At 63.9% G+C, this 26,791-nt stretch carries 25 protein-coding genes and 1 pseudogene; 9 read left to right on the forward strand and 17 right to left on the reverse strand.

The features are described 5' to 3' along the window. Positions 1-155 precede the first annotated feature (155 nt). Both MAFF_RS10745 and MAFF_RS10750 read right to left on the reverse strand, forming a co-directional pair. Positions 156-758: a general stress protein gene (locus MAFF_RS10745; protein WP_010910929.1), complete on the reverse strand. Its 603-nt coding sequence runs from the start codon at positions 756-758 to the stop codon at positions 156-158. Positions 759-783: 25 nt separating this feature from the next. Next, a complete protein-coding gene (locus tag MAFF_RS10750) occupies positions 784-1,533 on the reverse strand; it encodes a DUF4142 domain-containing protein (RefSeq protein ID WP_032931311.1) in 750 nt (249 codons plus the stop codon). A gap of 131 nt (positions 1,534-1,664) precedes the next feature. On the opposite strand from MAFF_RS10750, the pseudogene MAFF_RS37620 reads away from it, so the two are divergent. Then, positions 1,665-1,826: pseudogene (locus tag MAFF_RS37620) on the forward strand (LysR family transcriptional regulator); the annotation flags it as partial. Between the two features lie 95 nt (positions 1,827-1,921). On the opposite strand, the gene MAFF_RS10755 reads toward MAFF_RS37620, so the two are convergent. Then, positions 1,922-4,360, reverse strand: coding sequence for a GcvT family protein (locus MAFF_RS10755; protein ID WP_010910931.1), 2,439 nt, complete (start codon positions 4,358-4,360; stop codon positions 1,922-1,924). A gap of 131 nt (positions 4,361-4,491) precedes the next feature. After that, the gene (locus MAFF_RS10760) at positions 4,492-4,785 is read right to left on the reverse strand and encodes an HlyU family transcriptional regulator (protein ID WP_010910932.1); all 294 of its coding nucleotides are present in this window, start codon (positions 4,783-4,785) and stop codon (positions 4,492-4,494) included. A 391-nt stretch (positions 4,786-5,176) separates the two neighbouring features. On the opposite strand from MAFF_RS10760, the gene MAFF_RS10765 reads away from it, so the two are divergent. Beyond that, a complete protein-coding gene (locus MAFF_RS10765) occupies positions 5,177-5,800 on the forward strand; it encodes a CmcI family methyltransferase (protein ID WP_244420771.1) in 624 nt (207 codons plus the stop codon). 6 nt (positions 5,801-5,806) lie between these two features. Here the strand turns inward: MAFF_RS10765 and MAFF_RS10770 are convergent, their stop codons facing one another. Continuing rightward, positions 5,807-6,541 carry a TylF/MycF/NovP-related O-methyltransferase gene (locus tag MAFF_RS10770; RefSeq protein WP_244420772.1) on the reverse strand — a complete coding sequence of 245 codons (735 nt, stop codon included), beginning with the start codon at positions 6,539-6,541 and terminating at the stop codon, positions 5,807-5,809. 113 nt (positions 6,542-6,654) lie between these two features. After that, positions 6,655-7,293: a TetR/AcrR family transcriptional regulator gene (locus tag MAFF_RS10775; protein ID WP_010910935.1), complete on the reverse strand. Its 639-nt coding sequence runs from the start codon at positions 7,291-7,293 to the stop codon at positions 6,655-6,657. Between the two features lie 174 nt (positions 7,294-7,467). On the opposite strand from MAFF_RS10775, the gene MAFF_RS10780 reads away from it, so the two are divergent. Then, positions 7,468-8,145, forward strand: coding sequence for a PspA/IM30 family protein (locus MAFF_RS10780; protein ID WP_010910936.1), 678 nt, complete (start codon positions 7,468-7,470; stop codon positions 8,143-8,145). A 63-nt stretch (positions 8,146-8,208) separates the two neighbouring features. Next, a complete protein-coding gene (locus MAFF_RS10785; RefSeq protein ID WP_010910937.1) occupies positions 8,209-8,469 on the forward strand; it encodes a YiaA/YiaB family inner membrane protein in 261 nt (86 codons plus the stop codon). Between the two features lie 67 nt (positions 8,470-8,536). Here MAFF_RS10785 and MAFF_RS10790 read toward each other — a convergent pair whose 3' ends face one another. The 8 genes from MAFF_RS10790 to MAFF_RS10825 all read right to left on the reverse strand — a co-directional run bounded on the left by MAFF_RS10790 (position 8,537) and on the right by MAFF_RS10825 (position 16,630). Next, entirely contained in the window at positions 8,537-9,229 is a 693-nt protein-coding gene (locus MAFF_RS10790; RefSeq protein ID WP_044548239.1) for a PadR family transcriptional regulator, read from the reverse strand. 160 nt (positions 9,230-9,389) lie between these two features. After that, the gene (locus tag MAFF_RS10795) at positions 9,390-9,782 is read right to left on the reverse strand and encodes a thiol-disulfide oxidoreductase DCC family protein (RefSeq protein WP_010910939.1); all 393 of its coding nucleotides are present in this window, start codon (positions 9,780-9,782) and stop codon (positions 9,390-9,392) included. 13 nt (positions 9,783-9,795) lie between these two features. Next, a complete protein-coding gene (locus tag MAFF_RS10800) occupies positions 9,796-10,854 on the reverse strand; it encodes a DMT family transporter (RefSeq protein ID WP_010910940.1) in 1,059 nt (352 codons plus the stop codon). 26 nt (positions 10,855-10,880) lie between these two features. Then, positions 10,881-11,150: a putative hemolysin gene (locus MAFF_RS10805; protein ID WP_010910941.1), complete on the reverse strand. Its 270-nt coding sequence runs from the start codon at positions 11,148-11,150 to the stop codon at positions 10,881-10,883. Between the two features lie 103 nt (positions 11,151-11,253). After that, complete coding sequence (locus tag MAFF_RS10810) at positions 11,254-11,547, reverse strand: GYD domain-containing protein (protein WP_032931318.1); 294 nt, start codon at positions 11,545-11,547, stop codon at positions 11,254-11,256. A 193-nt stretch (positions 11,548-11,740) separates the two neighbouring features. Then, positions 11,741-13,765, reverse strand: a complete 2,025-nt coding sequence (gene rpoD, locus MAFF_RS10815; RefSeq protein WP_010910943.1) for an RNA polymerase sigma factor RpoD — start codon at positions 13,763-13,765, stop codon at positions 11,741-11,743. Positions 13,766-14,188: 423 nt separating this feature from the next. Next, entirely contained in the window at positions 14,189-16,123 is a 1,935-nt protein-coding gene (dnaG, locus tag MAFF_RS10820) for a DNA primase (protein WP_044548240.1), read from the reverse strand. Positions 16,124-16,261: 138 nt separating this feature from the next. Next, positions 16,262-16,630 (reverse strand): RcnB family protein, encoded by a 369-nt coding sequence (locus tag MAFF_RS10825; protein ID WP_010910945.1) that lies wholly within the window; start codon positions 16,628-16,630, stop codon positions 16,262-16,264. Between the two features lie 384 nt (positions 16,631-17,014). Between MAFF_RS10825 and MAFF_RS10830 the strand changes: the two genes are divergently transcribed. Next, a complete protein-coding gene (locus tag MAFF_RS10830) occupies positions 17,015-18,679 on the forward strand; it encodes a Na/Pi cotransporter family protein (protein WP_010910946.1) in 1,665 nt (554 codons plus the stop codon). A gap of 312 nt (positions 18,680-18,991) precedes the next feature. Next, a complete protein-coding gene (locus MAFF_RS10835; RefSeq protein WP_010910947.1) occupies positions 18,992-20,176 on the forward strand; it encodes an MFS transporter in 1,185 nt (394 codons plus the stop codon). A gap of 5 nt (positions 20,177-20,181) precedes the next feature. Here the strand turns inward: MAFF_RS10835 and MAFF_RS10840 are convergent, their stop codons facing one another. Then, positions 20,182-21,078 (reverse strand): LysR family transcriptional regulator, encoded by an 897-nt coding sequence (locus MAFF_RS10840; protein WP_010910948.1) that lies wholly within the window; start codon positions 21,076-21,078, stop codon positions 20,182-20,184. A 96-nt stretch (positions 21,079-21,174) separates the two neighbouring features. Between MAFF_RS10840 and MAFF_RS10845 the strand changes: the two genes are divergently transcribed. Beyond that, positions 21,175-22,005: an SDR family oxidoreductase gene (locus MAFF_RS10845; RefSeq protein WP_010910949.1), complete on the forward strand. Its 831-nt coding sequence runs from the start codon at positions 21,175-21,177 to the stop codon at positions 22,003-22,005. 34 nt (positions 22,006-22,039) lie between these two features. Here MAFF_RS10845 and MAFF_RS10850 read toward each other — a convergent pair whose 3' ends face one another. Continuing rightward, positions 22,040-24,289 (reverse strand): heavy metal translocating P-type ATPase, encoded by a 2,250-nt coding sequence (locus tag MAFF_RS10850; protein WP_010910950.1) that lies wholly within the window; start codon positions 24,287-24,289, stop codon positions 22,040-22,042. Between the two features lie 112 nt (positions 24,290-24,401). Here MAFF_RS10850 and MAFF_RS10855 point away from each other — a divergent pair, with 112 nt between their 5' ends. Both MAFF_RS10855 and MAFF_RS10860 read left to right on the forward strand, forming a co-directional pair. Then, the gene (locus tag MAFF_RS10855; RefSeq protein ID WP_010910951.1) at positions 24,402-24,821 is read left to right on the forward strand and encodes a MerR family transcriptional regulator; all 420 of its coding nucleotides are present in this window, start codon (positions 24,402-24,404) and stop codon (positions 24,819-24,821) included. Between the two features lie 63 nt (positions 24,822-24,884). Further along, positions 24,885-25,916, forward strand: coding sequence for a P1 family peptidase (locus tag MAFF_RS10860; RefSeq protein WP_010910952.1), 1,032 nt, complete (start codon positions 24,885-24,887; stop codon positions 25,914-25,916). 107 nt (positions 25,917-26,023) lie between these two features. Here MAFF_RS10860 and MAFF_RS10865 read toward each other — a convergent pair whose 3' ends face one another. Beyond that, on the reverse strand, positions 26,024-26,581 hold the full coding sequence (locus MAFF_RS10865) for a GNAT family N-acetyltransferase (RefSeq protein ID WP_010910953.1): 558 nt from the start codon (positions 26,579-26,581) through the stop codon (positions 26,024-26,026). Between the last annotated feature and the right edge of the window lie 210 nt (positions 26,582-26,791).

Genomic DNA, 26,791 nt, shown 5'->3' on the forward strand with positions numbered 1-26,791 from the left:
CGGCGAATCCTCTAACTCTTTGTTTAGACGCAATTCCCAAGGGAAGCGCTACGCGCTTTTCCCGGGAAAACCGCTTACACTTTTCCTAGAATTGCTCTAGCCAAAGGCTGTTCGGCAAAATGGCCCCGCCGCCTTTCGGCGGCGAGGCCTGTCTATCAAACTCGGTTCACGTCGCGAGCGCCGTCGCGGCCGATTTCATTCGAGCGGTAGTTCTCCGCGTCCGGATCGAAGCCGGTCCAACCGTCGGCCTGGTATTCGCCACGCCGTTCCTGCAGGTTGACAGAATTAGCCTGGCCCAGGATCCTTTCGGCCGCCGGCACCAACTGATCATCGACCTTGGCCGTGACCAGCGTGCCGCCGCGACGCACGCCCTCGGCGTAGACATGGGCATCATGTTCCGGGACACCGGAATCGGTGAGCGCCCCGACGATGCCGCCAGCCGCACCGCCAACAACGGCACCGCCAACGGCACCGACCGCAGTGGCAGCCAGCCAGCCGGCGGCCACCACCGGACCGACGCCGGGAATAGCCATCAGGCCAAGTCCGGCGAGCAGCCCACCGGCACCGCCGATCGCTGCTCCCAGACCTGCGCCGCCGGCGGCGTCGTCCGCGACCTTGGAGCCGTCATTGTTGTGCTGATTGTCGGCATTGCCGGAAACAATGCTGATGTCGTCGTGCGGCACACCGCTAGCTTCCAATTCACCGACGGCGTCGGAAGCATCGTCATAATTGTCGAACAGTCCGGTTACGGTCTTCATGATTTCGATCTCCTGGATCTCAGTTTCAGTTGGTGCCGGCAACGACGTTGCCCTTGTAGTCCAGCGCCACGGTGGTGTTCTTGCCATCCTTGTTGGCCTGGCCACGCCAGATACCCTGGTCGTCCTTGGTCAGCTTCGACACATCGGCGAAACCGGCATCCTGGATGCGGCCTTTCGCCTGGTCTTCGGTGAAGCTGTTTGCACCGGGAAGCGGAGGAGCTTGCTCGGGCTTGTCACCGACCGTGACCTTGGGCGTCTGCGAACTTGACGACTGGGTGCCCATGGTCGCCGCGATCTTTTCGATCATCTCCTGATGCATCTTCAGGGTCGGCACCGTCTGCTGGGCGAACGTCTTCAGCTCGGCGTTGTCGCCGTCCTTGGCGTAGCTCTCGAACAGCTTCACGGCATCGATATGCGCGTCGCGCTGCATCTGGACGTAGGGGCCGTCGATCGGATCCTTGCCGTTCTGCAGAGTGTCGACGTCAGCCTTGTGCTTGGCATCCAGCTCCTTCGGAACCGTCAGCTTCTGCTCGCCGGCGATTGTCTCCAGCTTTGCGTTGGCAGCGCCGTGATCGTCGATCATCTTGTGGGCGAAATCCTTGACGCTCTGATCCTGCACCTTGCTTTCGGCAAGCTTGCTGGAATCGACCTCGAACATGCCGCCCGCAGCGGCCTTGTTGACGAAGTCCTGTGCGCTGTCGGCGGCAAGTGCGGGCAAGGTAAAAGCCATGGCTGTAGCTGTGGCCAGTGAGGCCAGAAGTAGGCGCGTTTTCATGGGAAAGGTCCTTTTCATGCACACATGTGCTGGGACCTAACCTGCGCCAGTCAGCTTTGTTCCGGACGGTCGGAGATTATCCGGCAGTGACCGGCTTTGGTTTTATCTAGCGAGAGCACGGGACCGCTGAAATGGTGAATTGGGGGGATATTGACGGTCCCGAAATCTCGATTTGGACGCTCTACCCATCGCGGCGGCTGCTCAGCGCGCGAGTGTCGGCGTTCTTGGACTTTCTAAAACAGGCTTTCCCAAATGGGACGCCGGACGTACTGGCCGCCTACATTGGCAAGTGATGACCGAAGCCGCTTTCGGGCGCCGACAGTCCTATGCAAAAAACAACTGAAGCTGGAAGCGTGCCCCCGACACCTTCGCTCACGTCTGCTGCGCGTTACATCCGCGCCCTGGCCGAAGAGGGATCATAGGGTGAATCCGCGATGACCTCGGCGGTCTTCCATTCTCCCAGGATCGCGACGTCAAGCTTCGTGCCGGGCGTGCCGAGACGTTCCGGCAACAGCGCCAGCGCCACATCATGGCCGAGCGTGTAGCCATAGCCGCCCGATGTGATGCGCCCGACCAGCTCGCCGCCGATGTACAGACCTTCGGAAGCGAGCGTGCTGGCGCCGTCGGTCTCTATTCTGAGCGTCACCGATCGGCGCTGGTCGTTCCTCGCCTTGTATTTCAGGACCGCGTCGCGGCCGACGAAATCGCCCTTGTCGAGGCGGATGAAGCGTTCGAGCCCGCTCTCCAGCGCGTTGAGCTCTGGATTCATGTCGCGGTACATGGCGCGGTAGGATTTTTCGAGCCGCAGCGATTCCAGCGCATGCAGCCCGACGAGCCGCATGCCGTGCTTCTCGCCCTCTCCCAGGATCGCGTCGAGCAATTGCCGCTGGTAGGCCATGGGATGATAGAGTTCCCAGCCGAGCTCGCCCTCGTAGTTCACGCGCAGCAGCCGCACGTCGCTGGCAAGCGCCACGCTGCCGGTCTTCACCCCGAACCAGGGAAAGCCGGCATTCGACAGGTCGATCTCGGTGAGTGGTTGCAGCACGTCCCGCGCCTTCGGCCCGACAATCGTGAAGCAGCCGCGCTCGTTGGTGACGTTCTTCAGGCTGACGCTGCCGTCGGCGGGAAGCAGCTTTGAGAGATCATCGAAATTCCAGCGCTCGGCGCGTGGCGTCGAAACGAGATAGAAACTGTCTTCGCCAAGCCCCGCCACCATGTATTCCGCTTGCACGCCGCCGCCCGCCGTCAGGTGATGCGCCAGCGTCGCTTTGCCGACCGCGGGAAGCCGGTTGGCGAGGATCCTGTCGAGCCAGGCGGCCGCGTTCGGCCCCGACACTTCGAACTTGGTCATCGGCGTCATCTCGACCAGGCCGACGGCGTTGCGCACGGCCTCCACCTCCTCGCCAACGAACACGCCCTTTTCGGTCCAGCGCCAGCTGTACTGGTCCTTGGCCTCGACGCCCTTGGGCGCGAACCAGTTCGGCATTTCCCAGCCGTTGAGCACGCCCCAGACCGCACCCAGTTCGGTCAGCCGCGCATAGGATGGCGCGGTCTTCTGCGGCCGGGCGGCGGGCATGTCCTGTCCCGGGTACTTTTGCTCCGCATGCGTGCCCCAGGCCTCGCGGACCTTCTCGCGCGTCCAGGCCTTGTTGGCGTAGTCGCCGAAGCGGCGCGGATCGAGATCGGAGGTGTCGAGGCTGTTGCCGCCTTCGACGATCCGCTCCGACAGGTAGTAGCCGATCGTGCCGCCCCACAATATGCCGCCCGGCACGCCCTCGGCCAGCCACACATTGGGCAGGCCCCAGGCCGGTCCCATCAGCGGAAGCTCGTCCGCCGTCATCTGGAAGGGACCCCGCACATTGGCCTTGATCCCGGCGCGTCCCAGCGCCGGCACGAGCTGTGTTGCCTGTTCCCAGTTCCACGACACCGCCTCGAAATCCTCTTCGACGAGATCGGCGCCGAACCAGGCGGGAACGCCGTCCTCGGCGAACAGTTTGAGGTGTTCGGTGCGCTCGTAGGGCCCGAACATGAAGCCGTCGCCCTCCTCGCGCAGATAGCCCTCAAAACCCTCGTCGCGCAGGATCGGCATCTCGGCGCGTCCCTGCTTCTTGCGCTCTACGATCTCCGGCACCGGCTCGGTGATCCAGTACTGGTGCAGGATCGGGATGGCGGGGATGTCGAGGCCGAGCAGCGCGCCGGTCTGGCGGGCGTAATTGCCGGTCGCGCAGACCACATGCTCGCAGATGATGTCGCCCTTGTTCGTCTGGACCCGCCATTCGCCGCCAGCGGTCCGCTGAAAGCCGGTCACCTCGGTGTTCAGGTAAATCTTGGCGCCCAGATCCCGCGCACCCTTGGCCATGGCATGGGTCACGTCGGCTGGCGCGATATGGCCGTCATCGGGATGATAGAGCGCACCCAGCATATGCTTGTTATCGAGAAGCGGGCAAAGCGCCCTCGCCTCCGTCGGCGACAGCAAATGCGCCCGCATGCCCTGAACGTCGGCGACGCTCATATAGCTCTTGTATTCGTCGAGCCGGTCCCTGGAATTGGCGATGCGCAGCTGGCCGCATTTGTGCCAGCCGACCGGCTGCCCGGTCTCGGCCTCCAGCCCTTCATAGATCTCGATGGTCTTGTTGATCATCCGGCCGATATTGATGTTGCGGGCATAGGACGGGACGAGGCCCGCCGCGTGCCAGGTCGAGCCGGCGGTCAACTGCGTGCGTTCGAGCAGCGCGACGTCGGCCCAGCCGCGCTTGGCCAGACCGTAGAGGATGCCCGCGCCGACGCACCCGCCACCAACAACCACCACCCGCGCATGCGTCTGCATCGACCCACCAAATCCCCAGTCATTTCCAATGTGTAGAGTCGAAGCTACAGATGGCGAAAGACCCTGTAACGTCTTCAAAAACTAGGGGTGATGATAAGCTGGATTTATGCAGCCGGGTACGTGGCCGAGCCCTACCCGAAAATCCGCTCGCCCTGTTCATCGACCAGCTGGATGCCCTTCTTGATCGAGATGTCGACGGCGTCGTCGAGGCCGGCGAAGCGGTCGGCGCGGATGAATTTGTGCTCCTTCACCACGCCGTCGATCTCCTTGGAGACGATGCCGCAGGTCTGGTACTGGCCGTCGCTCTTGTAGGGCGTGGCGCTGATCAGGAAACCCTTGTGTTCGACCTGCTTGGCGGGTGCGGCACTCTTGGGCTCGGCCGCTTCACCGCCGCCACCACCGAAAAGACGTTTCAGAAAAGACATCGCTCAAATCTCCTTGTTCGTCCTGCAATCGCGGCCTGCCCTGTTCGCGATTCACGACGCTGTTGTCCCAGCATGCGCGAATGTGCGGCCGCGTTCCAGCCCCTCGCCCGTTCCGCCTCTGTCCTGGCGACCAGGTCTGCGTTGCGCGAGGCGCATGGGAATTCAATCGCGATCGGCAATATACCGCTGCCTGCCATGAATGTCCTTGAACTTGGAGGGCGATATTTCGTACCAGTAAGATGTTCATGGCCAACACGTTTCTTCGGCAAGCATCTTCTGCACCGCCAACCGGCCCAATCACGCTTTGTCGCTGGCGGCATACCGGATAATTGGGTTTGACGTCGGCTTGTAGGACAACCGTATGATTGAACGTCTTGCCACCGGAAGTGCATTGCTTGGCGCAGCGCTTGCGAGGATTCAAGACGGCACGATGCGCTACACGTACAAGGGCGTGCCCACCTACAAAAATCCATTCGATCTGGCGCTGTACCAAATGCTGCTTTGGCAGCAAAAGCCCCGGACATTGATCGAGATCGGCTCCAAATGGGGCGGCAGCGCGCTCTGGTTTGCCGATATGATGTGCAGCTTCGGCGTCGACTGCGTCATTCACTCGATCGACATCACGCCGCCCTCGATCAGCGTACCGGGCGTGACGTTTCATCGTGGCGACGGTCGCGACCTGGCGGCAACCCTACCGGCGGATCTGATGGAGAGCCTCCCCAGGCCGATTTTCGTCATCGAGGACGCGGACCATCATTGCGAGACGACGCTCGCCGTGCTGCGCTTCTTCGATCGTTGGCTGGTTGCCGGAGAGTATATTGCCGTCGAGGACGGTATTGTAGACGATCTTTATGGTCCAGAATTTGTCGCCAGGCTGATGGGCGGCCCGCGTCGTGCGGTCGAGCTGTTCTTGCGCGATCGTGGGCAGAACTATGAAATCGATACCGGCCTTTGCGACCACTTCGGCACCAATGTGACGTGGAACGTCAACGGCTATCTCCGTCGCGTTCGCTAACAACGCTCATTCCTTGCGCCACCAGGATCCGGTCCAGTCGACCTCTTGCATCGGCGCCGTGATGCCGTGTTTATCGCGAAAATCGATCACCGCGCGCCGGCATGGATCGAGGGCGCGATCGTCGATGATGACGACACCGCCCCGGGACAATTTGGGGTAAAGGGAATTCAGCGCCACAATGGTCGACTCGTACAGGTCGCCGTCGAGCCGCAGCAGCGCGAACGGCCCGGCGGACAGCGACGGCAGCGTGTCGCTGAACATCCCTTCCACGAACACGACCTGCTCGTCGAGCAGCCCATAGCGTGAGAAATTGTCCTTGACCGTCTGCAGCGAGACGGCCAGTTCCTTGAACTCATGCAGGTCCCATCCGGTATCCCGGGGATAGAGCTCCACGTTTGGCGCCGGCAGGCCGGCAAACGAGTCAGCGACATAGACCTTGCGGTCATGGATCTGGTTCGCGGCAAGAACGCCGCGCATCAGGATGCAGCAGCCACCGCGCCAGACGCCCGTTTCGATGAAGTCGCCAACGATGCCGTCGTCCAGCACCTGTTGCGACAGCTGGCGCAAGTTCTCGAGGCGCGCCTGGCCGACCATCGTGTGAGCCTGCGTTGGCCAATCCTTGCCGATCGCGCGGGTTTTCGGGTTGAACGGCTCGACCACCATCGGCCGAACCCCCGGGTTGATGGCGGGATCCTGGTAAATGGTGTTGAGCAATATCCTGACCAGGAGATCAAGATACAATTCCCGCGCTGCTGGGGTTGAATCTTTGACTGTCGTCATCATCCGGCTCTTCATTGCCCCGATCTGCCACGTTCGCGAATCCGCGCGACGCGTCAACCTTCAACGTCAAGCCACTACGCTGTTGTCCCAGCATGCGCGAATGCGCCGCCGCGTTCCAGCCCCCTGATGAAGACGGCGACCAGCAGCTCGATCTGCTGGTCGATCTCGCCGGCCTGCCGGCGCACGGACCTGCCGGCGTAACCGCTGGTGACGATGCCATGCACGCTTGACCACAATGTGCGCGCGGCGATCCGGCGCGTGTCGTCGTCGAGGTCGAAATCGCCGCCGGCAAGCACGCCGGCAATGATCTCGAACAGCTGGTCGAGCCGCGCTTCGTAGGCGTCCGGCTCGGCCAGCGTCGGGCGGCGCCTGTTGAAGGCAAGCAGCGCCGGCCAGCTGCCGGGATGCCCCTCGACGAAGTTCACATAGGCGCCGGCCAGTGCCAGCAGGCGCTGACGCACATCGGTGATGCCGCGCTGGGAAAGATCCGCCATCGCCGCGGCCCCTGCGGCCCCCAGCCGGTCGAGCAGCCGCATGTTGACGGCACGATGCACCCCGTCGAGATCAGAAAACAGATTGTAGACCGAGCCGACCGAGATGCCCGCCTGCTCGGCGATGGTCCTGGCCTTCAGATTGTCCATGCCGCCCTCGTTGAGCAGCACTTCGGCAATGGCCAATACACGCTCGCCCGTTTCTTCCTTGTCCAGTGCCATATCAATCCTTGTGCATGCGCCTGCCTTGCGCGGCACGCTGCTTCGAACCGCGAATTCCCCCCAATTTATCACATCCGGGATTTCGTGAACAGCGTTCAAAAGTCGCTTGAACAATGTTCATTTTCTGTTATGTTGACTTCGTGAACATCGTTCACGCGACAAGGGAGAAGAACCATGCTTAGCCTAATCAGAACATTGCTCGACGGCGCCGGCGCGCGGGCCGAGGACGGCTTGAAGGATCGCTTCGCCATCGACCTTCTGGCGCAGCGCATCCGCGACGCCGAGGCGGGTCTTGCCGCCGCCAAGCAGACACTTGCCTCACTCATCGTTCGCCAGCGCGCCGAGCAGGCCGGTCTCGACCAGCTCCAACGCCGCCACGCGGATCTGGAAAGCCGCACGCTCAGCGCGCTCGCCGCCGGCAACAACGGCCTGGCCGAAAGTGGCGCTGCTGCCATCGCCGAACTGGAGAATGAGCGCGAAGTCCGCCGCGCCACGGTGCAAAGCCTTGGCGAAAAGACGTTGCGGATGCGCGTTTCGGTGGAACGGGCGCATCGCCGCATCATCGACTTGAACCAGGGCATGATCTCGGCCCGCGCCATCGATGCCGAGCGCAAGGCGCAGTCACGCCTTGTCAGGTCGATCGGCCATTCGGCGAGCCTCAACGATGCCGAGGAGCTTTTGGCCCACATCACGGGAGCCAGCGACCCGTTCGAGGAGGCCGGCATCCTCGACGAGATCGACGGCGAACTGCGTCACGAAGCGATCCGCGACCGCCTCGCCAATGCCGGACACGGCCCGGCGGTGAAGGTGCGCGCCAAGGACGTGCTCGAGCGTCTGAAAGCCGTCAACTGAAACCAGTCTTTGCAGACCTGATTTCCATCAACCCAACCATCGCCAGATCAACGGAAAACTCCAATGAACGCCAATCAGACCTACATCATGTTCAACACCGCCTCGGTCGGTGCCGCCTATTTCATGCTCGGCCTGTCGCTGTGGCTGGCGCCGGTCGACCTGTCGACCAAGGGCTACTGGGCCATGGGTATCCTGCTGCTCACGGGCAGCCTGGTGAACCTGGTCAAATACCGCACCGATGAGCGCCTGTCGGCCGAGATGAGCGCCAAGATCGAAAAGGCCCGCAACGAAAAGCTGATCAGCGAATATGTCGGCAAGGAATGATCCACATCGCCCTGACGAAAAAAGCCCGGGTCGCCCCGGGCTTTTTTCTGCGTTTATAGCGCCTGGCTCAACGGTGCGTCAGCGCTTCCAGCGCTTCGGCAGCGGCTTCGAGGACGGCGATCGCCTCGGCCTGCTTTTCGGCCGGGGCATCGACGATCTCGCCGAGCGCCGCGCGCAGGCGGTGGCGGATGGCGCGGAATTCGTCGCGCGTTTCCGAACGCTCGCCGCGGCCGCCCCGGCCACCGCGACGGTCCTCGTCATCGTCGTTCCAGCCGAACCAGTCGCGTGCCTTGGCCATCTTGCGGCCAAAGCGTTCGAGGTGGTCGAGGACGCCGTCGATCATCTCGCGATTGTCGGCAAGATGCGCCTGCCCGGCCTCGGTGATGGAAAACACCTTCTTGTTGCCTTCGCTCGACGAGACGGCATAGCCGGCCTCTTCCAGGAAAGTCAGCGTCGGGTAGACCACGCCCGGGCTCGGGCTGTAGATGCCGCTGGTGCGCTCTTCCAGCGCCTTGATGATGTCGTAGCCATGGCGCGGCGCCTCGGCCAGCAGCGACAGCGTGATCAGCTTGAGGTCGCCGTCGGCCAGCATGCGGCCGGCGCGGAACATGTCGCCCGGGCCGCCGCGTCCGCCACCACGACCGCCATGGCCGAACGGGCCAAAGCCGCCGCCCCCTCTGCCACCGAACTTGCCGGCCATGTGCATGAACATGCGCTCGCCGAAATGGCCGCGCCCGAAATGATGACTATCCTTGTGCATTGATTGCTCCTTGCGTTCTATCTTACGATATATCTTAATTAGGCGCGTGTTCTCGTAGAGTCAAGATATATCTTACGATGTATCTGAATGCGGCGCCAGCCCGATCGACCTGCCGGTCCGGGGTCTTGTCGTTGCAGACGATGGAATTGGATGGGTTCGGCTACCAGCGGCCCTTGCGCCGGTTCCAGGCGTAGAGCAGGTCGGCGAAGCGATCATAGGCAAAGCGCGTCAGCGGCAAGGCCATCGGATTGCCGAAAAGCGTGGCCAGCCAGCCCTCGCCTTGTGTCGCCTGCCATATGGCAATCGCGACATCGGCGCCGACCAGCAGCCGGCCGGCCGCGTCGGTGGCGTGCAGCCGGCGGCGGATGTCTTCCAGCGACGCGCCAAAACGGCCAAGTGCGGCCGGCTCCAGATTGATGTCGCGAAACTCGATCCGCCCTGCCTGGACCGCTTCGATCAGCCGCCGCTTTTGCCAGCTGATGCCCGCATCGCAGACAGGGCAACGCGTGTTGTACCAGACGGTCAGTTCAGGCTTGGGCGTTTGCTTGAGCATGATCTTGGCGTGCTCAGCCGTGGCTATGCCGATGATGCAGGTCTGGATAGTGCGGATGCCGGTGGCGCATCGGCGCATGACGGTGCCAATGCGAATGCGGCTCGCTCACCGGCCCGTCATGATCGTGCTGGTGGTGCTCGTCATGCACATGGCTGTGCTCATGTTCCAGCGCCTCATGGTCGTGCTCGTGCTCATGGCGTTCCGACAGATGCAGCCACAGGCCGACGCCCATCAGAAGCCCCGCGACCACCAGTTTGAAGGTGACGGCATCGCCCAGCATGACGATGGCCAGCAGCGCGCCGATGAACGGAGCGAGCGAATAATAGGCGCCTGTGCGCGCCGTCCCGAGATGGCGCAGCGCCAGGATGAACATCGCCAGGCTGACGCCGATGCCGAGGAAGCCGACCGCGGCCGTGGCCGCGACAATCGACATCGCGGGAAACGACGCCCCGGCGGCAAGCGCCAACCCGACATTGGCCGCACCCGCCACCAGGCCTTTCAGCATGGCGATCACCACGGGGTCGGTGGCCGAGATCCTGCGCGTGAAATTGTTGTCCAGCCCCCAGGCCACGCAAGCCCCCGCCACCAGCAGGGCGCCCGGGTTGAAAGCAATGCCGCCGCCGTCCCACGACAACAGCACCGCGCCCGCGAGAATGGCGAAGGCGCCAAAAAGCAGGCGCCGGTCGACATTCTCGCGATAGACGAGCCAGGCGATCGCCATCGTCGCCAGCCCTTCCAGGTTGAGCAGCAGCGCTGAACTGGATGCCGTGTTGCGGCTGAGGCCGAACATCAACAGCACCGGCGCGAGGATGCCACCCATGCCGATTGCCAGGGCCAGCCAGGGGATATCCCGGGCGGCCAGTTGCGCTTCACCAGCCGCCGCCTGCTTGCCGCCAAGCAAGCGATAGAGAGCGAGGCCGAGACCGGCGCCGAGATAGAGCAGTCCGGCCAGCATGAAGGGGTTCACGGCATCGAGCAGCAGCTTGGAAAGCGGCGGGGTCGCGCCGAACAGAGCGGCCGAGCCAAGGGCGAGCGGTACGCCGGGCCAAAGATGCGAATGTGTTTCGGACATCATCTCACCCTATGACAGCGCGCATGTCATTTGCCGCGCATGGCCGCCTTTGGCCCGACGCATTTGTTGTCGCGAAACAGCGCCCATTCTTCGCACAGGCGCCCTTTGGGCAACCGGCAAAATCCGTATTCGTTGCCAGCCCTGTCCTTCCTGATCACCAGGCGCCCGCCGATCTCGCCGCAATGGACGGATGCCGGATTGGCAATGCCGACTGGTTTTTGCGCGGCGGCGCCGGCGGCGAACGGCATCGACGACATCAAGGCAAGGCCGGCAGCCAATATCGAGAATTTCTTCATCGCGATCCCACTGGCCGCAGTCTATCACGGCGAAGCGCCCTGTCCTGCGGCAAAGCGCCGTCAGGTCGGGTACCCAGGTTATCGCCTTCGAACCTGCCGCTTGCTATCCAAGCGACGAGATGATCTCGCGGTAGGCGAATTCGGGGAAGGCTTTCAGTGTCCGCGTCCTGACATTGCCGGCCGCCGCCAGCATCAGCGAGAAACGCGCCAAGACCGCATCGTCGGGTGCTTCGACCACCGCCACCATGTCGTATTCACCCATCGTCAGGTAGAACGCCTTGAACGAACCGCCCATGTCGCCCAGTTGCTTCCTGGCGGCATCGAGCCGCTTCGGCGAATCACGCACACTTTTGGCGCCCTGCTCCGTCCAGTTCATCAGCACGATGTAGGTTGTCATGCACACCTCCCTCCGGGGCCACGGAGCACGGCGGTAGGGAGTGACCTCCGCCGGGGCGGGCATCCGGCTTATCGCCCTGAAAACGCATCCGACTTGGAAAGTATCCTCCCGAAGGGAGTGAGCCGCAAGAGCGCGTGCCACAAACGAAAAAGGGCGCCAGTGGCGCCCTTGTTGGTCTTGCTGTCGGTATGTCTCAGCTGTCGAGGAAGCTGCGCAGCTTGCGCGATCTGCTCGGGTGCTTGAGCTTGCGCAGCGCCTTGGCTTCGATCTGGCGGATACGCTCGCGGGTGACCGAGAACTGCTGGCCGACTTCTTCCAGCGTGTGGTCGGTGTTCATGCCGATGCCGAAGCGCATGCGCAGCACACGCTCCTCGCGCGGCGTCAGCGAGGCGAGAACCCGCGTCGTGGTCTCGCGCAGATTGGCCTGGATCGCCGCGTCGATCGGCAGGATCGCCATCTTGTCCTCGATGAAATCGCCCAGATGCGAATCCTCCTCGTCGCCGACCGGCGTTTCGAGCGAGATCGGCTCCTTGGCGATCTTCAAGACCTTGCGCACTTTTTCGAGCGGCATGGCGAGCTTTTCGGCCAGTTCTTCCGGCGTCGGCTCGCGGCCGATCTCGTGCAGCATCTGGCGCGAGGTGCGCACGATCTTGTTGATCGTCTCGATCATGTGCACCGGAATGCGGATGGTGCGCGCCTGGTCGGCGATCGAACGCGTGATCGCCTGCCGGATCCACCATGTCGCGTAGGTCGAGAACTTGTAGCCGCGGCGGTATTCGAACTTATCGACCGCCTTCATCAGGCCGATATTGCCTTCCTGGATCAGGTCGAGGAACTGCAAGCCGCGATTGGTGTATTTCTTGGCGATGGAGATGACGAGGCGCAGATTGGCCTCGACCATTTCCTTCTTGGCGATCGCGGCTTCGCGCTCGCCCTTCTGCACCTGGTTGACGATCTTGCGGAATTCCAGGATCGAGATCGCCGTTTCGGTGGCCAGGTGCTGAATCTCGGCGCGCAGGTCCTTGATCGCGTCCTTCTCGTTCTTGGTGAATTCCTTCCAGCCGCGCGAGGTCAGGTTGCCGATCGCACGCGTCCAGTTGGGGTCGAGTTCGGAACCCTGATATTCCTTCAGGAACTCCTCGCGGCGCACGCCATAGCTTTCGGCGAGGCGCAACAGCTTGCCCTCGTTCTGCACCAGGCGCTTGTTGATGTCGTAAAGCTGCTCGACCAGCGCCTCGATGCGCGCCGTGTTGAGCGACAGCGACTTCACCGCCTTGATCAGCTGGTCCTTCAGCTCCTTCAGCCGGCGGTCCTGGCTGGGCGACAGCGTGCCGGCGGCGGCCAGACGGTTCTCGACCTGCTGGTCCTGCAGCTTGCGCAGCTTCTTGTAGGTGTCGGCGATGACGTCGAGCGTCTCCATCACCTGCGGGCGCAGTTCGGCTTCCATCGCCGCCAGCGACAGGCTCGCCTCGTCCTCGTCTTCCTCGTCGTCGTCCCCGATGCCGCGCGTATCGGCGCCGACATTGGTGACGTCGTCTTCATCGTCGCGCCCGCGCCGCGGCTTTTCCTCGGCCTTGGGCGCTTCCTCGATGCGCTCGACCACTGGCGCCTGCTTGGCTTCCGGGCCGGCATAGGTGGCTTCGAGGTCGATGATCTCGCGCAGCAGGATCTTGGATTCGTTGAGCTCGTCGCGCCAGATGATGATGGCCTGGAAGGTAAGCGGGCTTTCGCATAGGCCCGCGATCATCGTCTCGCGGCCGGCCTCGATGCGCTTGGCAATGGCGATTTCGCCCTCGCGCGACAGAAGCTCCACCGAGCCCATCTCGCGCAGATACATGCGCACCGGATCGTCGGTGCGGTCAGTCGGCTCTTTCTTGGTGGTGGTGGCGGCGACCGCCGTGCCGGTCTGTTCGGCCAGCTCGTTGGCGTCTTCCTCGGCGTCGGCCGCGGTGTCGCCAGCCTCGGCCTCTTCGCCCTGCTCGTCATCCTCGACGACGTTGATGCCCATGTCGGACAGCATCGCCATCGTGTCCTCGATCTGCTCGGAGGTCACTTCCTCGGAAGGCAGTACCGAATTCAGCTCGTCCATCGTGACATAGCCGCGCTTCTTGGCGGCCTTGATCATCTTCTTGACAGCATCATCGGAAAGGTCGAGCAGAGGGCCATCGGTGGCGCCTTCGCGTTCGGTCTCGACCTCTTCCTTTTCCTTAGTCGCCATAATTTTTATCTTCTCCTAGCGGCCAAGCTTTGGGGCCGCGTAAGCTGTCGGACCAGTCAAATCGGATACGCTCGTTTTTTAAACGCGCCTCACCGGGCCACTAACCGCATCATCTCTTTTGTTTGGTGCATGCCGTCATCCCAAAACCGGTCCCACTCTTGGGCGACATGCATTAAGTCCAGATTAACCCTGATATCTGTGGCAGGCTGCCTGCCTGTCCAGTGACCAGTACCTCACATCGCTCATTTCCCGTCGGCGCGGGTGCGGGTTAACGTTTCGAATCGTCCTGATTCCGCCATTCTGTCGGAAGGTCAAGCGCCTCTGGCATGATTCGCATGAAAAAAGCGAATCAATTACCCGACTTAGCGCGCCTTGCTTCCCTGGGAAGCCTGGCCACGCTCTCATTCCTGTACTCAGCTGCACTTAGGCTCGCCCAGCCCTGCCCGACGAAACGCCGAATCCTTCGATCAGCGCTTCCGTCGCCTGTACATCCTGAAATTGCGCCTGAATTTCGATCAGATGGCGGAAGTTTTCGTCCGAGGGATCTGCTTCGAGCGCCGCTTCCGCCTGTTTCAGTTCCTTATGTAAGGTGCGCGCGCTGCGCTGCAAGTGCAGCGCCTGGTTCAGGGCGTCGCGGGCGTCGTCGAGTGCCGCCGTCTCCAGCGCGGGCCATTGCCGCGCCCGCCGGATCAGGCCGACGGCGCGCTCCCAGATCTCGGCGCAGCCGGCACGCTCGATCGTCGCCACCACGGCGTGGCGGTCATTGGCCATGTCATGCGCCATCGCGTCGAGGATGGCGGCGTGCAGCCGCTGCAATTCGGAATTGGCGAGGTCGAGAAATTCGACATGGGCGAAATTCTCGTCGATCAGCGGCGGATGGTTGACCAGCGCCACGAGGATCGTCGCCTCGCGCACCGACATGCCCTCGCTGCCGCGCTTGACCAACGCCGACTGGCCAAGGCTTTCGGTGATCGCCATGCGGCCGCCGCCAGGCTTGGCGAATTGGCCACCGGGTGCGGCTGCCTTGCCCTGTCCTGGTTTCCAGTCCTGGCGCCCTTGCCGCGCATCGCGCTGCGAGCCGAAGAAGCTCTTTTCGCGCTCACGCATTTCCTGCTGGTAGTGATAGCGCGTGCTTTCGTCGCGGATGCGGCTGGCGAGTTCCCGCAGCGTCTTTCCCAGTTCCGCCCGTCGCTCAGGCGTGTCGAAGACACCGCCCGCCGTCTCGCGCATCCACAACAGGTCGACCAGCGGCCGCGCATCGGCAAGCACCGCGCGGAAAGCGTCCGGCCCCTCGGCCTTGACGAGGTCGTCGGGATCCTTGCCTTCCGGCAGCAGCGCGAAGCGCGCCGAGCGCCCGGCCTGCACCGATGGCAGTGCCAGATCGGCTGCACGCCATGCCGCTTTCAGCCCGGCCTTGTCGCCGTCGAAACACAGCATCGGTTCGGGCGCCATACGCCAAAGCAATTCCAGCTGGTTTTCGGTGAGCGCCGTGCCGAGCGGCGCCACAACATTCTCGAAGCCGGCCTGCGCCAGCGCGATCACGTCCATATAACCTTCGACGGCAATGACCGTGCCGTCCTTGGCGAGTGCCTTGCGGGCGCGGGCGAAATTGTAGAGCACATTGCCCTTGTGGAAGAGCTCGGTGTCGGGCGAGTTCATGTATTTGGCCAGCGCATCGGGCGCCAGCGCCCGGCCCCCAAAAGCGATGATCTTGCCGCGCGAATCCGGAATCGGGAACATGATGCGGTCGCGGAACCAGTCATAGGAGACCGGAATGTCGTCGCCGTGTCGTACCAGCCCGCAGGCTTCGATATCGGCCTTCGGCACGCCTTTTGCCGCGAGATGCTCCTTGAGCGCATTGCGGCTGTCCGGCGCGTAGCCCAGCCGGAACGACTGCTGCGTTGCCGGCGTCAATCCACGGTCGCGCAGATAGGCGCGGGCCTTTGCGCCCTCAGGCCCCTGCAGCCGTTCCTGGAAAAAGGCGGTCGCCATCTCCATGACGTCGGTCAGGCTCGCGCGTTCCTTCTCGCGCCGTTCCTCCTGGGCGTCGCGCACCGGCATCGGCACGCCGGCCATGTCGGCGATCTTCTCGACCGCTTCAGGGAAACTCATTCCGTCGAGTTCGGTCAGGAATTTGAAATGATCGCCCGAGACCGAGCAGCCGAAACAATGGTAGCGGCCCTTCTTGTCCTCGCAATGGAAGGACGGGCTCTTCTCGCCATGGAACGGGCAGCAGGCCCAAAAATCGCCACGCGACGCATTGGTCTTCCTGCGATCCCACGCGACGCGCTGGCCGATGACCTGTGAAATCGGCACGCGGTCGCGGATCTCGTCGAGAAAGGCGGGTGGAAAGCGCATTGAGGGAACTCGTTTCCCCACCATATAATCATGCCAGCTAAATCCGACGACCCCCAATGCTGGCCATACCCGGTTTCCACAGGGCAAAAAGACGGCGGCCATACGGACCGCCCTCCTTTCCAGGCTAGCGCTGGACGCTTACTGCGCGGCAAGCGCGCCGAAGATGACGCCCGAGAGGATGCCGACCAGCACATAGTCGTTGCCGACGCGGATCCATTCCTGGCCGCGGCCGGGACGATGCAGGCCGTAGCGGCCATAGTCGCGGATCGGCTGGTGCTGCCTCCAGCCGGAATATTTCTGGCCGTTGCGCCAGTGGTTCCGCTTCACGACGACCTTCTTCTTGAAGACGCGCTTCCTCACATCATTGTGGTGGCCCGGCTTCTGCCAGTCGACCTTGGTGTAATTCGACTGCGGCGCGACCGGCGCGTTCGTCGGCGCGGCCTGGCCGGCAAGTGACGTGGCGGCCATCATCGAGACGGCGAGGACAGAAAGAACGATGCGCTTCATCAGAGATCTCCTTGGTTGTCGATGCCCGAGGAATAGCGACCGGAGGATGAACTGAAACTGAACACAGGCATTACAATTGTGTAATGAAATCTTCGTCTTATTGCCGATATTTGAACATCACCGCAAAGACAACATCGACCCCCGGCAAGAGCGGCCGTTCGCCAGACCGGCCAGGGCGTGGCCGTGCGACCATTTGCGTACCCATCCATTCCCGACACGGCCTGTCGCGCCACGACGGCCCCTTGAAATCGACAAAGTTTTATTATCCGGCTAAAATATTCCGGCTATTATCCACAGTGCCATGACCATGATTCGAACCCTTGTTTTTCCGCCTGTTCGCCGCGCCGTCCGCACCGCGTGCCCTGTCCGCATGCAGGCGCCGACATGAGCGGTTCCGTCGTCCTTCTGCATCTGGCCGGCGCCGTGGCGCTGATGCTGTTTGCCACCCGCATGGTGAAGACCGGCGTCGAACGCGCCTATGGCGATGTGCTGCGCCACAGGCTGCGCGCCACCATGCGCAATCCGATCATGGCGGTGCTGGCCGGCACCGGCCTTGCGATCGCGCTGCAGAGTTCGACCGCGGTCACCCTGCTGGTCGGCTCCTTCGCCGGTTCCGGCATCGTCTCGGGTGCGGCCGGCCAATTGGCGGTGCGCGGCGCCGAGATCGGCTCGGCGCTTGTGGTCAAGCTGCTGACTTTCGACCTCACGCTGCTGGTGCCGCTCTGCCTAATCACCGGCACGGTGATGTTCATGGCCACCGAGCGGCGCGACTGGCGCCAGACCGGCCGCATCCTGGTCGGCATCGGCCTCTTGATCCTGTCGCTGGAGATGATCGGCCAGGCATCCGAGCCGCTGCGCAACAGCCAGCTGATGCCGGTCATCATCAACTACTTCTCCAGCGATTCCATCACCGCCTATCTCCTGGCGGCGCTGATCACATGGCTGTTCCAGTCGAGCATCGCCGCGGTGCTTTTGATGGCGACGCTGGCTGGCCGCGGCCTGATCAGCCCGGAACTCGGCGTCGTGCTCATCCTCGGCGTCAATCTTGGCTCCTCGATCATCGCGCCGATGCTGACCCGCTCGGCCGGGCCGGCCGTGCGCGTCGTGCCGATCGGCAATCTCCTGATGCGCGGGCTTGGCTCTCTGGTCATGCTGGTCCTGTTCATGATCTTCCGGCCGCAGGTCGGCTTCCTCGGCGCGAAGGCGGCCGACCAGATCGTCAACGCCCACATCCTGTTCAACGTCATCGTCCTGCTCGCCGGCCTGCCGCTGGCCGGCTTCGTCTACCGCGCTTCGGAGAGGATTGTCGCGCTCGGTACCAAGCCGACGCCGGCTGCTTCGCTCGACGTCATCGAACTGTCCGCGCTCAACGAAAGCGCGCTCGACGTGCCGAGCCAGGCGCTGGCCAATGCCACGCGCGAGGTGGTGCGGGTGTGCGAGACGGTCGAGATCATGCTGAAGCGTATCATCGAGCTCTATGAGAGCGCCGACGCCGACAAGATCAAGGCGCTGGCCGCCCTCGACGACCGCGTCGACCGCAAGCATGCGGCGATAAAACTCTACCTCGCCAAGGTCACCAAGAACCCGCTGACCGAGGACGAGGCGCTGCGCTGCCAGGAGCTGATCGGCGCCTGCGTCAAGCTCGAGCAGGTCGGCGACATCATCGTGCGCAACATGCTGGTGCATGTGAAGAAGAAGGTCGATCGCGGGCTGGAATTCACCGACGAGGGCTGGAGCGAATTGTGTGCCTTCCACGGCTCGGTGCTGGCCAATGCAAGGCTTGCCTTCAACGTGCTGGTCTCGCGCGACCCCGAAACGGCGCGTCAACTGGTGCTGGAGAAGGACCAGCTGCGCGACCGCGAGAAGGAAACCAGCGCCAGCCATTTCCTGCGGCTGCGCGAAGGCACCGCCAAAAGCGTCGAGACAAGCTCGATCCATCTCGACACCATCCGCGACCTGAAGCAGATCAATTCACTGCTGGCCTCGATGGCCTATCCGGTGCTCGAAGAGCGCGGCCTGCTGACCGGGTCGAGGCTGAAGGCGGGTTGAGAAGTTGCTGATCTCCCCCACAAGGGAGGTGAGAAGTGGTCCGCGTAGCGGACGAAAAGCCAATTGCTTGGCTTTTCGAGCTTCGAACGCCCTGAGCCTGCGAAGGGCCGAGTGGCGCCTCCCCGCCGGGTCCCGCTTCTTTCGCAGCGTCCCGGCGTTCGCCGGCCTTTCATCGTGCCACTGGCACGATGAATTCGCTTCGCGAACCGGCTGCTCACCCTCACTCAAGAAAAGCTAAAGTCGCGACAAAAATTTCTGGATTGCCCGCGCCGCCCATCCGTGGTTTGAGGCCGTTGCAGCCAAGGCATTCCCATGTCGCTTCCGCTCATTGCCCTGTTCATCGCCGCTTTCGCTTTCGGCACCACCGAATTCGTCATTGCTGGCGTGCTGCCGCAGGTGGCGGAGGGGCTTGGCGTTTCGGTTCCCTCCGCCGGCTATCTCGTCTCCGGCTATGCCTGCGGCATCGCCATCGGCGGCCCGCTGCTGGCGCTGGTCACCAAATCCCTGCCGCGCAAGACCTTGCTGCTCGGCCTCGCCATCGCCTTCACCATCGGCCAGGCAGCCTGTGCGCTGGCGCCCGACTTTACCTCGATGCTGCTGCTGCGCATTGCCGTTGCCGTCGCGCACGGCGCCTATTTCGGCGTCGCCATGGTGGTCGCCGTCGGCCTCGTTCCCGAGGACAAGCGCGGCATGGCGGTCGCCGTCATCCTGTCCGGCCTCACCGTCTCCAATGTCATCGGCGTGCCGGCGGGCACCGCCATCGGCAATATCTGGGGCTGGCGCGCAACCTTCTGGGTGATGTGTGCGCTGGGCGTGGCGGCGACTTGCGCCATGGCGGCCCTTCTGCCGCGCACCGCCGGATATCAGGCCGAGCCCGCCGGCCTGGCGCGTGAGGTCCGCGTGCTGGCGCGCCAGCAGGTCTGGACCTCGCTGATCCTGATGCTCATGCTGATGCTCGGCCAGTTCTGCCTGTTCACCTACATCACGCCGACCTTGCTTGAGGTCACCGGGCTCGACGAAGGCCTGGTGCCCTGGGTGCTGCTGCTCAACGGCGTCGGCGCCACACTTGGCGTCTTCCTCGGCGGCAAGCTGTCGGACTGGAAGCTGATGCCGTCGCTCATCACCATGCTGGCCCTGCAGGCGGTGACGCTGGCGGTCATCTATGCCGTCAGCCCCTACCCCGTGCCGATGATCGTGGCGATCGTCGTCTGGGGTGGCCTCAACTTCGCCATCGGCACGCCGATCCAGACCCGCATCCTGGCCTGGACGGCGGATGCCTCCAATCTTGCCTCATCACTGATTCCGTCCGGCTTCAATGTCGGCATCGCGCTGGCCGCGTCGCTGGGCGCCGCCATGCTCAATGCCGGCTACGGCTACCGCAGCCTGCCTGTGGTGGGCGCGGCCGCCATGCTGGTCGCCGTGGTGGTGGCAGTCGTCTCCCAGGTCTGGGAAGGGCGCAGCAACGCCACGCCGCCGCTGACGGCCCCGGCGGAGTAACGGCCTCACCCCTTCGTCTCCTTCAGCACGTCGATGAAGGCGCGCAGCGCCGGTGGCACCAGCCGGTGGCCTGGATAGTAGAGGAACAGGCCGGGAATGGGCGGACACCAATCCTCCAGCACACCGACAAGCGCTCCCCGGTCGAGGTAAGGCTTGGCGGATTTGTCCGAGATATAAGCGATCCCCATACCGCCGGCAGCTGCCTCGGCCATCAACTCCATATTGTCCAGCGTCAGCGCGCCAGGGACATCGATGGCAATCTCCTGGCCGTGTTTCTCGAACTCCCATCGGTAGGGTTTGCCGCTCGGCAACCGAAACCGAATGCAGGCTTGATCCCTGAGATCATCCGGCACTCTCGGAACCGTGCGGCCGGCCAGATAGGCCGGCGATGCAACGGCAATGAAGCGTGTCGGCCCGCCGAAGCGCACCGCAACCATATCCTGCGGCACGGCCTCGCCCAGGCGGATACCGGCATCGAAGCCTTCGGCAACGATATCGACCAGTCTTCCCTCGGTGACGAGATCGAGCGCAACCTGAGGGTAGCGCTGAAGAAAGGCCGGCACCACCGATCCAAGCAACAATCGGGCGCCGATCTCGCTGGTGTTGATCCGCAGCGTCCCCGATGCAAGACCACGGAAGTCGTCGACCTCGGCCAATGCGGCGTCGATATCCGACAAAAGCGGCCGCAGGCGCGAGACGAGCCGCTCGCCCGCCTCGGTCGGCGCAACGCTGCGCGTGGTGCGGTTGAGCAGGCGCACACCCATACGCCGCTCCAGCGTCCGCATCATGTGGCTCAGCGTCGAAGGCGAAAGGCCGAGATCGTCGGCCGCCTTGCGGAAGCCGCGATGCGAGACAATCGCGGCGAGCGCGGTCAATTCCGGAAGTCCGGGCTTGCCATTCATGGAAAATCTTCATCAAGCCATGTGAAATTGAACGGATAGTATCATGAGTTGGATGGCGTAGTCTTGGCCGAAGTCAGCAATGAAAGGACATTTCCCATGACCAGGACATGGTTCATCACCGGTACTTCATCGGGCTTCGGACGGCTTTTGACGGACAGGCTTCTGGCCCGTGGCGACCGGGTCGCCGCGACAGTGCGGAGACCGCAGGCTCTCGCGGACCTGAAGGCGCTGCATGGCGATCGCCTCTGGATCGCTTCCCTTGAAATGACCGACAGCGATGCCATCCGGGCAACGGTCGACAAGGCCTTTGGCGAGTTGGGGCGCATCGATGTCATCGTCAGCAACGCCGGCTATGGCCTGTTCGGCGCCGCCGAGGAGCTGGAAGACAGCCAGATCCGCGACCTGATCGACACAAATCTCATCGGCTCCATACAGTTGATCCGGGTGGCACTGCCGCATCTGCGCAAACAGCGCGGCGGCCGCATCCTGCAAGTCTCCTCGGAGGGCGGGCAGATGGCCTATCCCGGCTTCAGCCTCTATCACGCCAGCAAATGGGGCATTGAAGGCTTTGTCGAATCCGTTCGCCAGGAGGTCGCGTCGTTCGGCATCGGGCTGACGCTGGTCGAGCCAGGCCCGACACGGACGAATTTCGGCGCCAGCCTGGTCACTTCGGGGTCCACGGATGCCTATGCGAACACGCCGGTTGGCGACCTGCACCGGGCTTTTTCCGAGGGTTCGTTCGACATCAAGGGCGATCCCGGCAAGATGGTCGAGGCGATGATCGCCTCGGTGGAACAGGATCCCGCGCCTCGACGATTGACCTTCGGCGCCGCAGCCTACGCTTCGATCCGCAGCGCGCTCCAGGGCAGGCTCGCGGAACTGGAGAACCGGAAGGAGGCGGCACTCGCCATGGATATCGACCCCTGACGGCTTGCCGGTCGAACGGCGTCGGCCGCAGCCCTCACCCGCGCCAGCGCAACAGGCGCATGGCGTTGGCGGTGACCAGCACGGTGGCGCCGGTGTCGGCCAGGATCGCCGGCCACAGGCCGGTGATGCCTGAAATGGTGGTGACCAGGAACACTGCCTTCAGCCCCAGCGCCACGGTGATGTTCTGGCTGATATTGGCCATCACGGCCCGCGACAGCCGCACCATGCGGGCAACGTCCAGGACGCGGCCATGCAGGATCGCCGCATCCGCCGTCTCCAGCGCCACATCGGTGCCGCCGCCCATGGCGATGCCGATATCGGCGGCGGCGAGCGCCGGCGCGTCATTGATGCCGTCGCCGACCTTGGCCACTGTCAGCCCCTCGCCCTGCAATTCGCCGACGATGCGCTGCTTGTCCTGCGGCAGTAATTCCGCCCGCGCCTCGATGCCGAGCGAAGCGGCTATTGCCTCAGCAGTGCGGCGGTTGTCGCCGGTCAGCATCACCGCGCGGATGCCTTCTGCCTTGAGGGCCGCGATGCCGGCCGCCGCATCCGGCCGTGGCTCGTCGCGCATGGCGATCAGCCCGGCCACCACGCCATCGGCGACCAGCACCGACACGGTCTTGCCCTGGCCGTTGAGGCTGTCGACGGCCAGGCGCTGCGCTTGCGTTATGTCGGCGCGTTCGCCCGCCGCCGGGCCGGAGCCGAGGAAGACGGCCACGCCGCCGACGCTGCCCTCGACACCCCTGCCCGAGATCGCCTTGGCGGCAAAAGCCGGCGGCACCGGCGCCTTGTCGGCTCTCGCCCTGTCCAGGATCGCCACCGCCAGCGGATGGCTGGAGCCCTGTTCGAGCGCCGCCGCCAACGCCAGCACACTGCGCTCGTCGCGGCCAAAGGCGACGATGTCGGTGACGACTGGCTTGCCCACGGTCAGCGTGCCGGTCTTGTCGAAGGCGACCGCCGTGATCCGGCGAAAGCCTTCCAGCACCGCGCCGCCCTTCATCAGCAGGCCGCGCCGTGCACCGGTCGCGAGACCGGCGGCGATCGCGGCGGGCGTCGAGATGACCAGCGCGCAGGGGCAGCCGATCAAAAGAATCGCCAGGCCCTTGTAGATCCATTCGTTCCAGTCGCCGCCGGCGACGAGCGGCGGCAGCACGGCCACCAGCGCGCCGACTGCCAGCACGCCCGGCGTGTAGATGCGCGAGAAGCGGTCGATGAAGCGCTCGGTCGGCGCCTTGGCCTCCTGCGCCTCCTCCACCAGCCGCACGACGCGAGCGATGGTGTTGTCGGAAGCGGCCGCCGTCACCCGCGCCTTGAGCACGCCATCGCTGTTGATCGTGCCGGCGAAGACGGGTTCCGCGACACCCTTGCGCTTCGGCGTGCTTTCGCCGGTCACCGGCGCCTCGCCGATGTCACTCGAGCCTTCCACAATCTCGCCATCGGCCGGGATGCGGTCGCCTGGCCGCACAACGATGACGGCGCCGACGGCAAGCTGTTCGGCGGGAACTTCGACCGTGCCGCCGCCCCGCTCGACCAGCGCCGTCTTCGGCACCAGGTCGGCCAGGCCCTGGATGCTGGCCCGCGCCCGGCCCGCGGCGACCCCTTCCAGAAGCTCGCCGATCAGGAACAGCACAACCACGGCGGCGGCTTCTTCCGTCGCGCCGATCATCACGGCGCCAGCGGCGGCGATGGTCATCAGCATCTCGATCGAGAACGGCGTGCCGGCCAGCGCCGCCATCAGCGCGCGCCGCGCGATCGGCACGAGACCGACCAGCAATGCAGCCAGGAAAACCCAGCGCTCAGCCGAAGGAAACAGATGACAGATGCTATAGGCGGCGAGAAGCGCTACCGCACAAGCCAGCGTCATCGCCGCGCGGCGGCTGCGCCACCACACCTGCCCGGGTTCGGCGTGGCTATGCAGATGGGATGCCCCAGCGGCCTCTTTGGTGATTTCTTGGCCGCCGCCATGGTCATGGCCTTCATGGTCGTGACCTTGATGGTCATGGCCTTCGTGATCGTGAGCGGCATGGTCATGCGCCTTGGCCGCCGGCCCATCGGTCCTGGCCTCCGCCTTGACGATGCCGTAGCCCAGCCACGCCACCTGCCGCAGCACCTTGTCGTCATTGAGCGGACCGCCATGGCTGACCGTCATGCTGGCGCCGGTCACCGAAACCGAGACATCCGCGACACCGTCAAGACGGCGCACCGCCGTGGCGATCTTGGCCGCGCAGGAAGCGCAGTCCATGCCGCCGATCTTGAACCGTGTCTGCCTCAGAGGAGAAGTCATTCCATCACCTGTCTGCTTCCTGACCCGCGCGGCGTGCCGCTGCACGGGTCTTGAACCCTGATGTCAGGCACTGTAATTGCTCTAGTCACTAGAGCTTCAAGAGGCAAAATGCATGTTTTCGATCGGTGATCTCTCCCGCCGCACCGGGGTCAAGGTGCCGACCATCCGCTATTACGAGCAGATGGGCCTGGTCGCGGCGCCCGAGCGCTCGGAAGGCAACCAGCGCCGCTATTCCAGGCAAGAGCTGGAACGGCTGGCCTTCATCCGCCACGCCCGCGACCTTGGCTTTGCCGTCGAGGACATCCGCGCCCTGATCGATCTCAGCGGCCATCCCGAGCAGCCCTGCAGCCATGCCGACCAGATCGCGCAGGAGCAACTGATTTCCGTGCGCGAAAAAATCGCCCAGCTGAAGCGGCTGGAAACCGAGCTGGAACGCATCGCTTCCTGCCGCGACGGCAAGACGGTCGGCGACTGCTATGTCATCCGCGCGCTGTCCGACCACGCGCTGTGTGCGGACGAGCACGTCCGATAGCGAAATCCGGTCCGGCGCGGATCTCGGCTTGGGCGCGTGCCGCTCGTAAGACCAGGAGCAGACATGGCGAGCACTGTCAGCGATTTCGGCTTGAGCTGCGGCATCTTGCCGGCGGGCGCGCACAATGCGATCACCGATGTGCCCGGTGTACGCGTCGGCCATTGCACGCTGCGCAATGGCGACATCAACACCGGCGTGACCGCGATCCTGCCGCATGGCGGAAATCTGTTTCGCAAGAAGGTGACGGCGGCAAGCCATGTCATCAACGGCTTCGGCAAGACCATCGGCCTGACGCAGGTGCAGGAACTCGGCAGCATCGAAACGCCTGTTCTCTTGACCAACACGCTCTCGGTCGGCACCTGCGCCACGACGCTGATCCGCGACGCCATCCGCCAGAACCCGGATATCGGCCGCACCACCGGAACCGTCAATCCGCTGGTCGGCGAATGCAATGATGGCCCGCTGAACGACATCCAGGCCCTGGCGATATCAGAGGAGCACGCCCTCGCCGCGCTGGCGGACGCGCATGAGGGTGAGGTCGAACAAGGCAATGTCGGCGCCGGAACGGGAATGACTTGCTTCGGCTTCAAAGGCGGTATCGGTTCGGCGTCCAGAAGAATAGCGCTCGGTGGCGGCCATCACCTCGGCGTTCTCGTTCTGTCGAATTTCGGCAGACCCGGAGACCTCGTTCTGCCCGATGGGCGCCGGCCGACCTCCGGACAACCGGCCGGGGACGAGCGCGGCTCGGTCATGATCGTGCTGGCAACCGATTTGCCGCTCGAACACCGCCAGCTTGAAAGGGTAGCGCGCCGCGCCGGAGCCGGCATCGCCAGACTCGGTTCCTTCTGGGGCCATGGCAGTGGTGACATCGCCATCGCCTTCAGCACCGGCAATCTGGTCGACCACGATGAAAGCCGCGACCTGGTGCCCCTGCTCGCGCTCAACGAGGCGCGCATCGACATCCTGTTTCGCGCGGCGGCGGAAGCGACGCAGGAGGCGGTGTTGAACTCCATGCTGTCCGCCGAGGCCTTCACCGGCAGGGCCGGCAAGCATCGCGCATCGCTGGCCGACTGGCTACGCGATCAGCAACGTTAAGGCATGTCACCGAAAAGTGACCTCGGTTTGGGGGGCGACATGCATAAAAACAAAGACCTGAAGCGCGTCGCATGAAGCCATTTCGATGCGACACGCTTTAAAGCGTTCTACAACTCGATCTGGAACCGCAAACTCTCCACCCCGCCATAGGCGGCATCCTCGAAGAAGCGTTCGACCAGCCTGCCGCCATTGGCCAGGATCACCTTGTGCGAGGCCGGATTGCCAGGCTTGGCGGTGACCTCGACATAGGGCAGCCCGACCGCCCTCGCCTCGTCCAGCATCAGCCGCAAGGCCTGCGTGGCATAGCCGCGCCGTCGCTTCCATGGCACCACCGCATAGCCGATATGGCCAAGCACATGCGAGGGCAGTTCCGCCGTGCCCTTCTGCCAGCGAAAGCCGATAGACCCCGACGCCTCGCCATCCCAGATCCAGCGGCGGAAGCCCGGCAAGCGCGCCACTTGCGTGCCGTCGGGCAAGGTGATCGGGCCACCCCTGGCCTCGGGGTCATCGAGGCTGGCCAGGAAGGCGACCGGATCCTGCTCTATCGCCGCCAACTGCTCGCGCGTCGCCTCCTGGAGCCGGACATTGTCCGGCGACCAGCCGCGTTCGAGCGCGGCCTTGTAGGATGGCAGATGTTCAAGCGCGGGTTTGACGATCTCGACCATGATCCATGCATAACTATGGCCAGCGCGGCGCTCAAGCCACCTGGAAGCGGATCTCGCCTCGTTCGGAGACATCGGCCGCAAGCCTTGGACCAGCATCCCGGTCTATGGGCGGTGCGCGCGCCGGCCCCGGTTCTTCGTGCGGATTTGCGGGCGCGCTAAACAAGATGTGTTTCGCCGATTGCCGCGAGACATTTTATGATTGATTGCGGA

Source organism: Mesorhizobium japonicum MAFF 303099, assembly GCF_000009625.1.
Classification (GTDB): Bacteria; Pseudomonadota; Alphaproteobacteria; order Rhizobiales; family Rhizobiaceae; genus Mesorhizobium; species Mesorhizobium japonicum.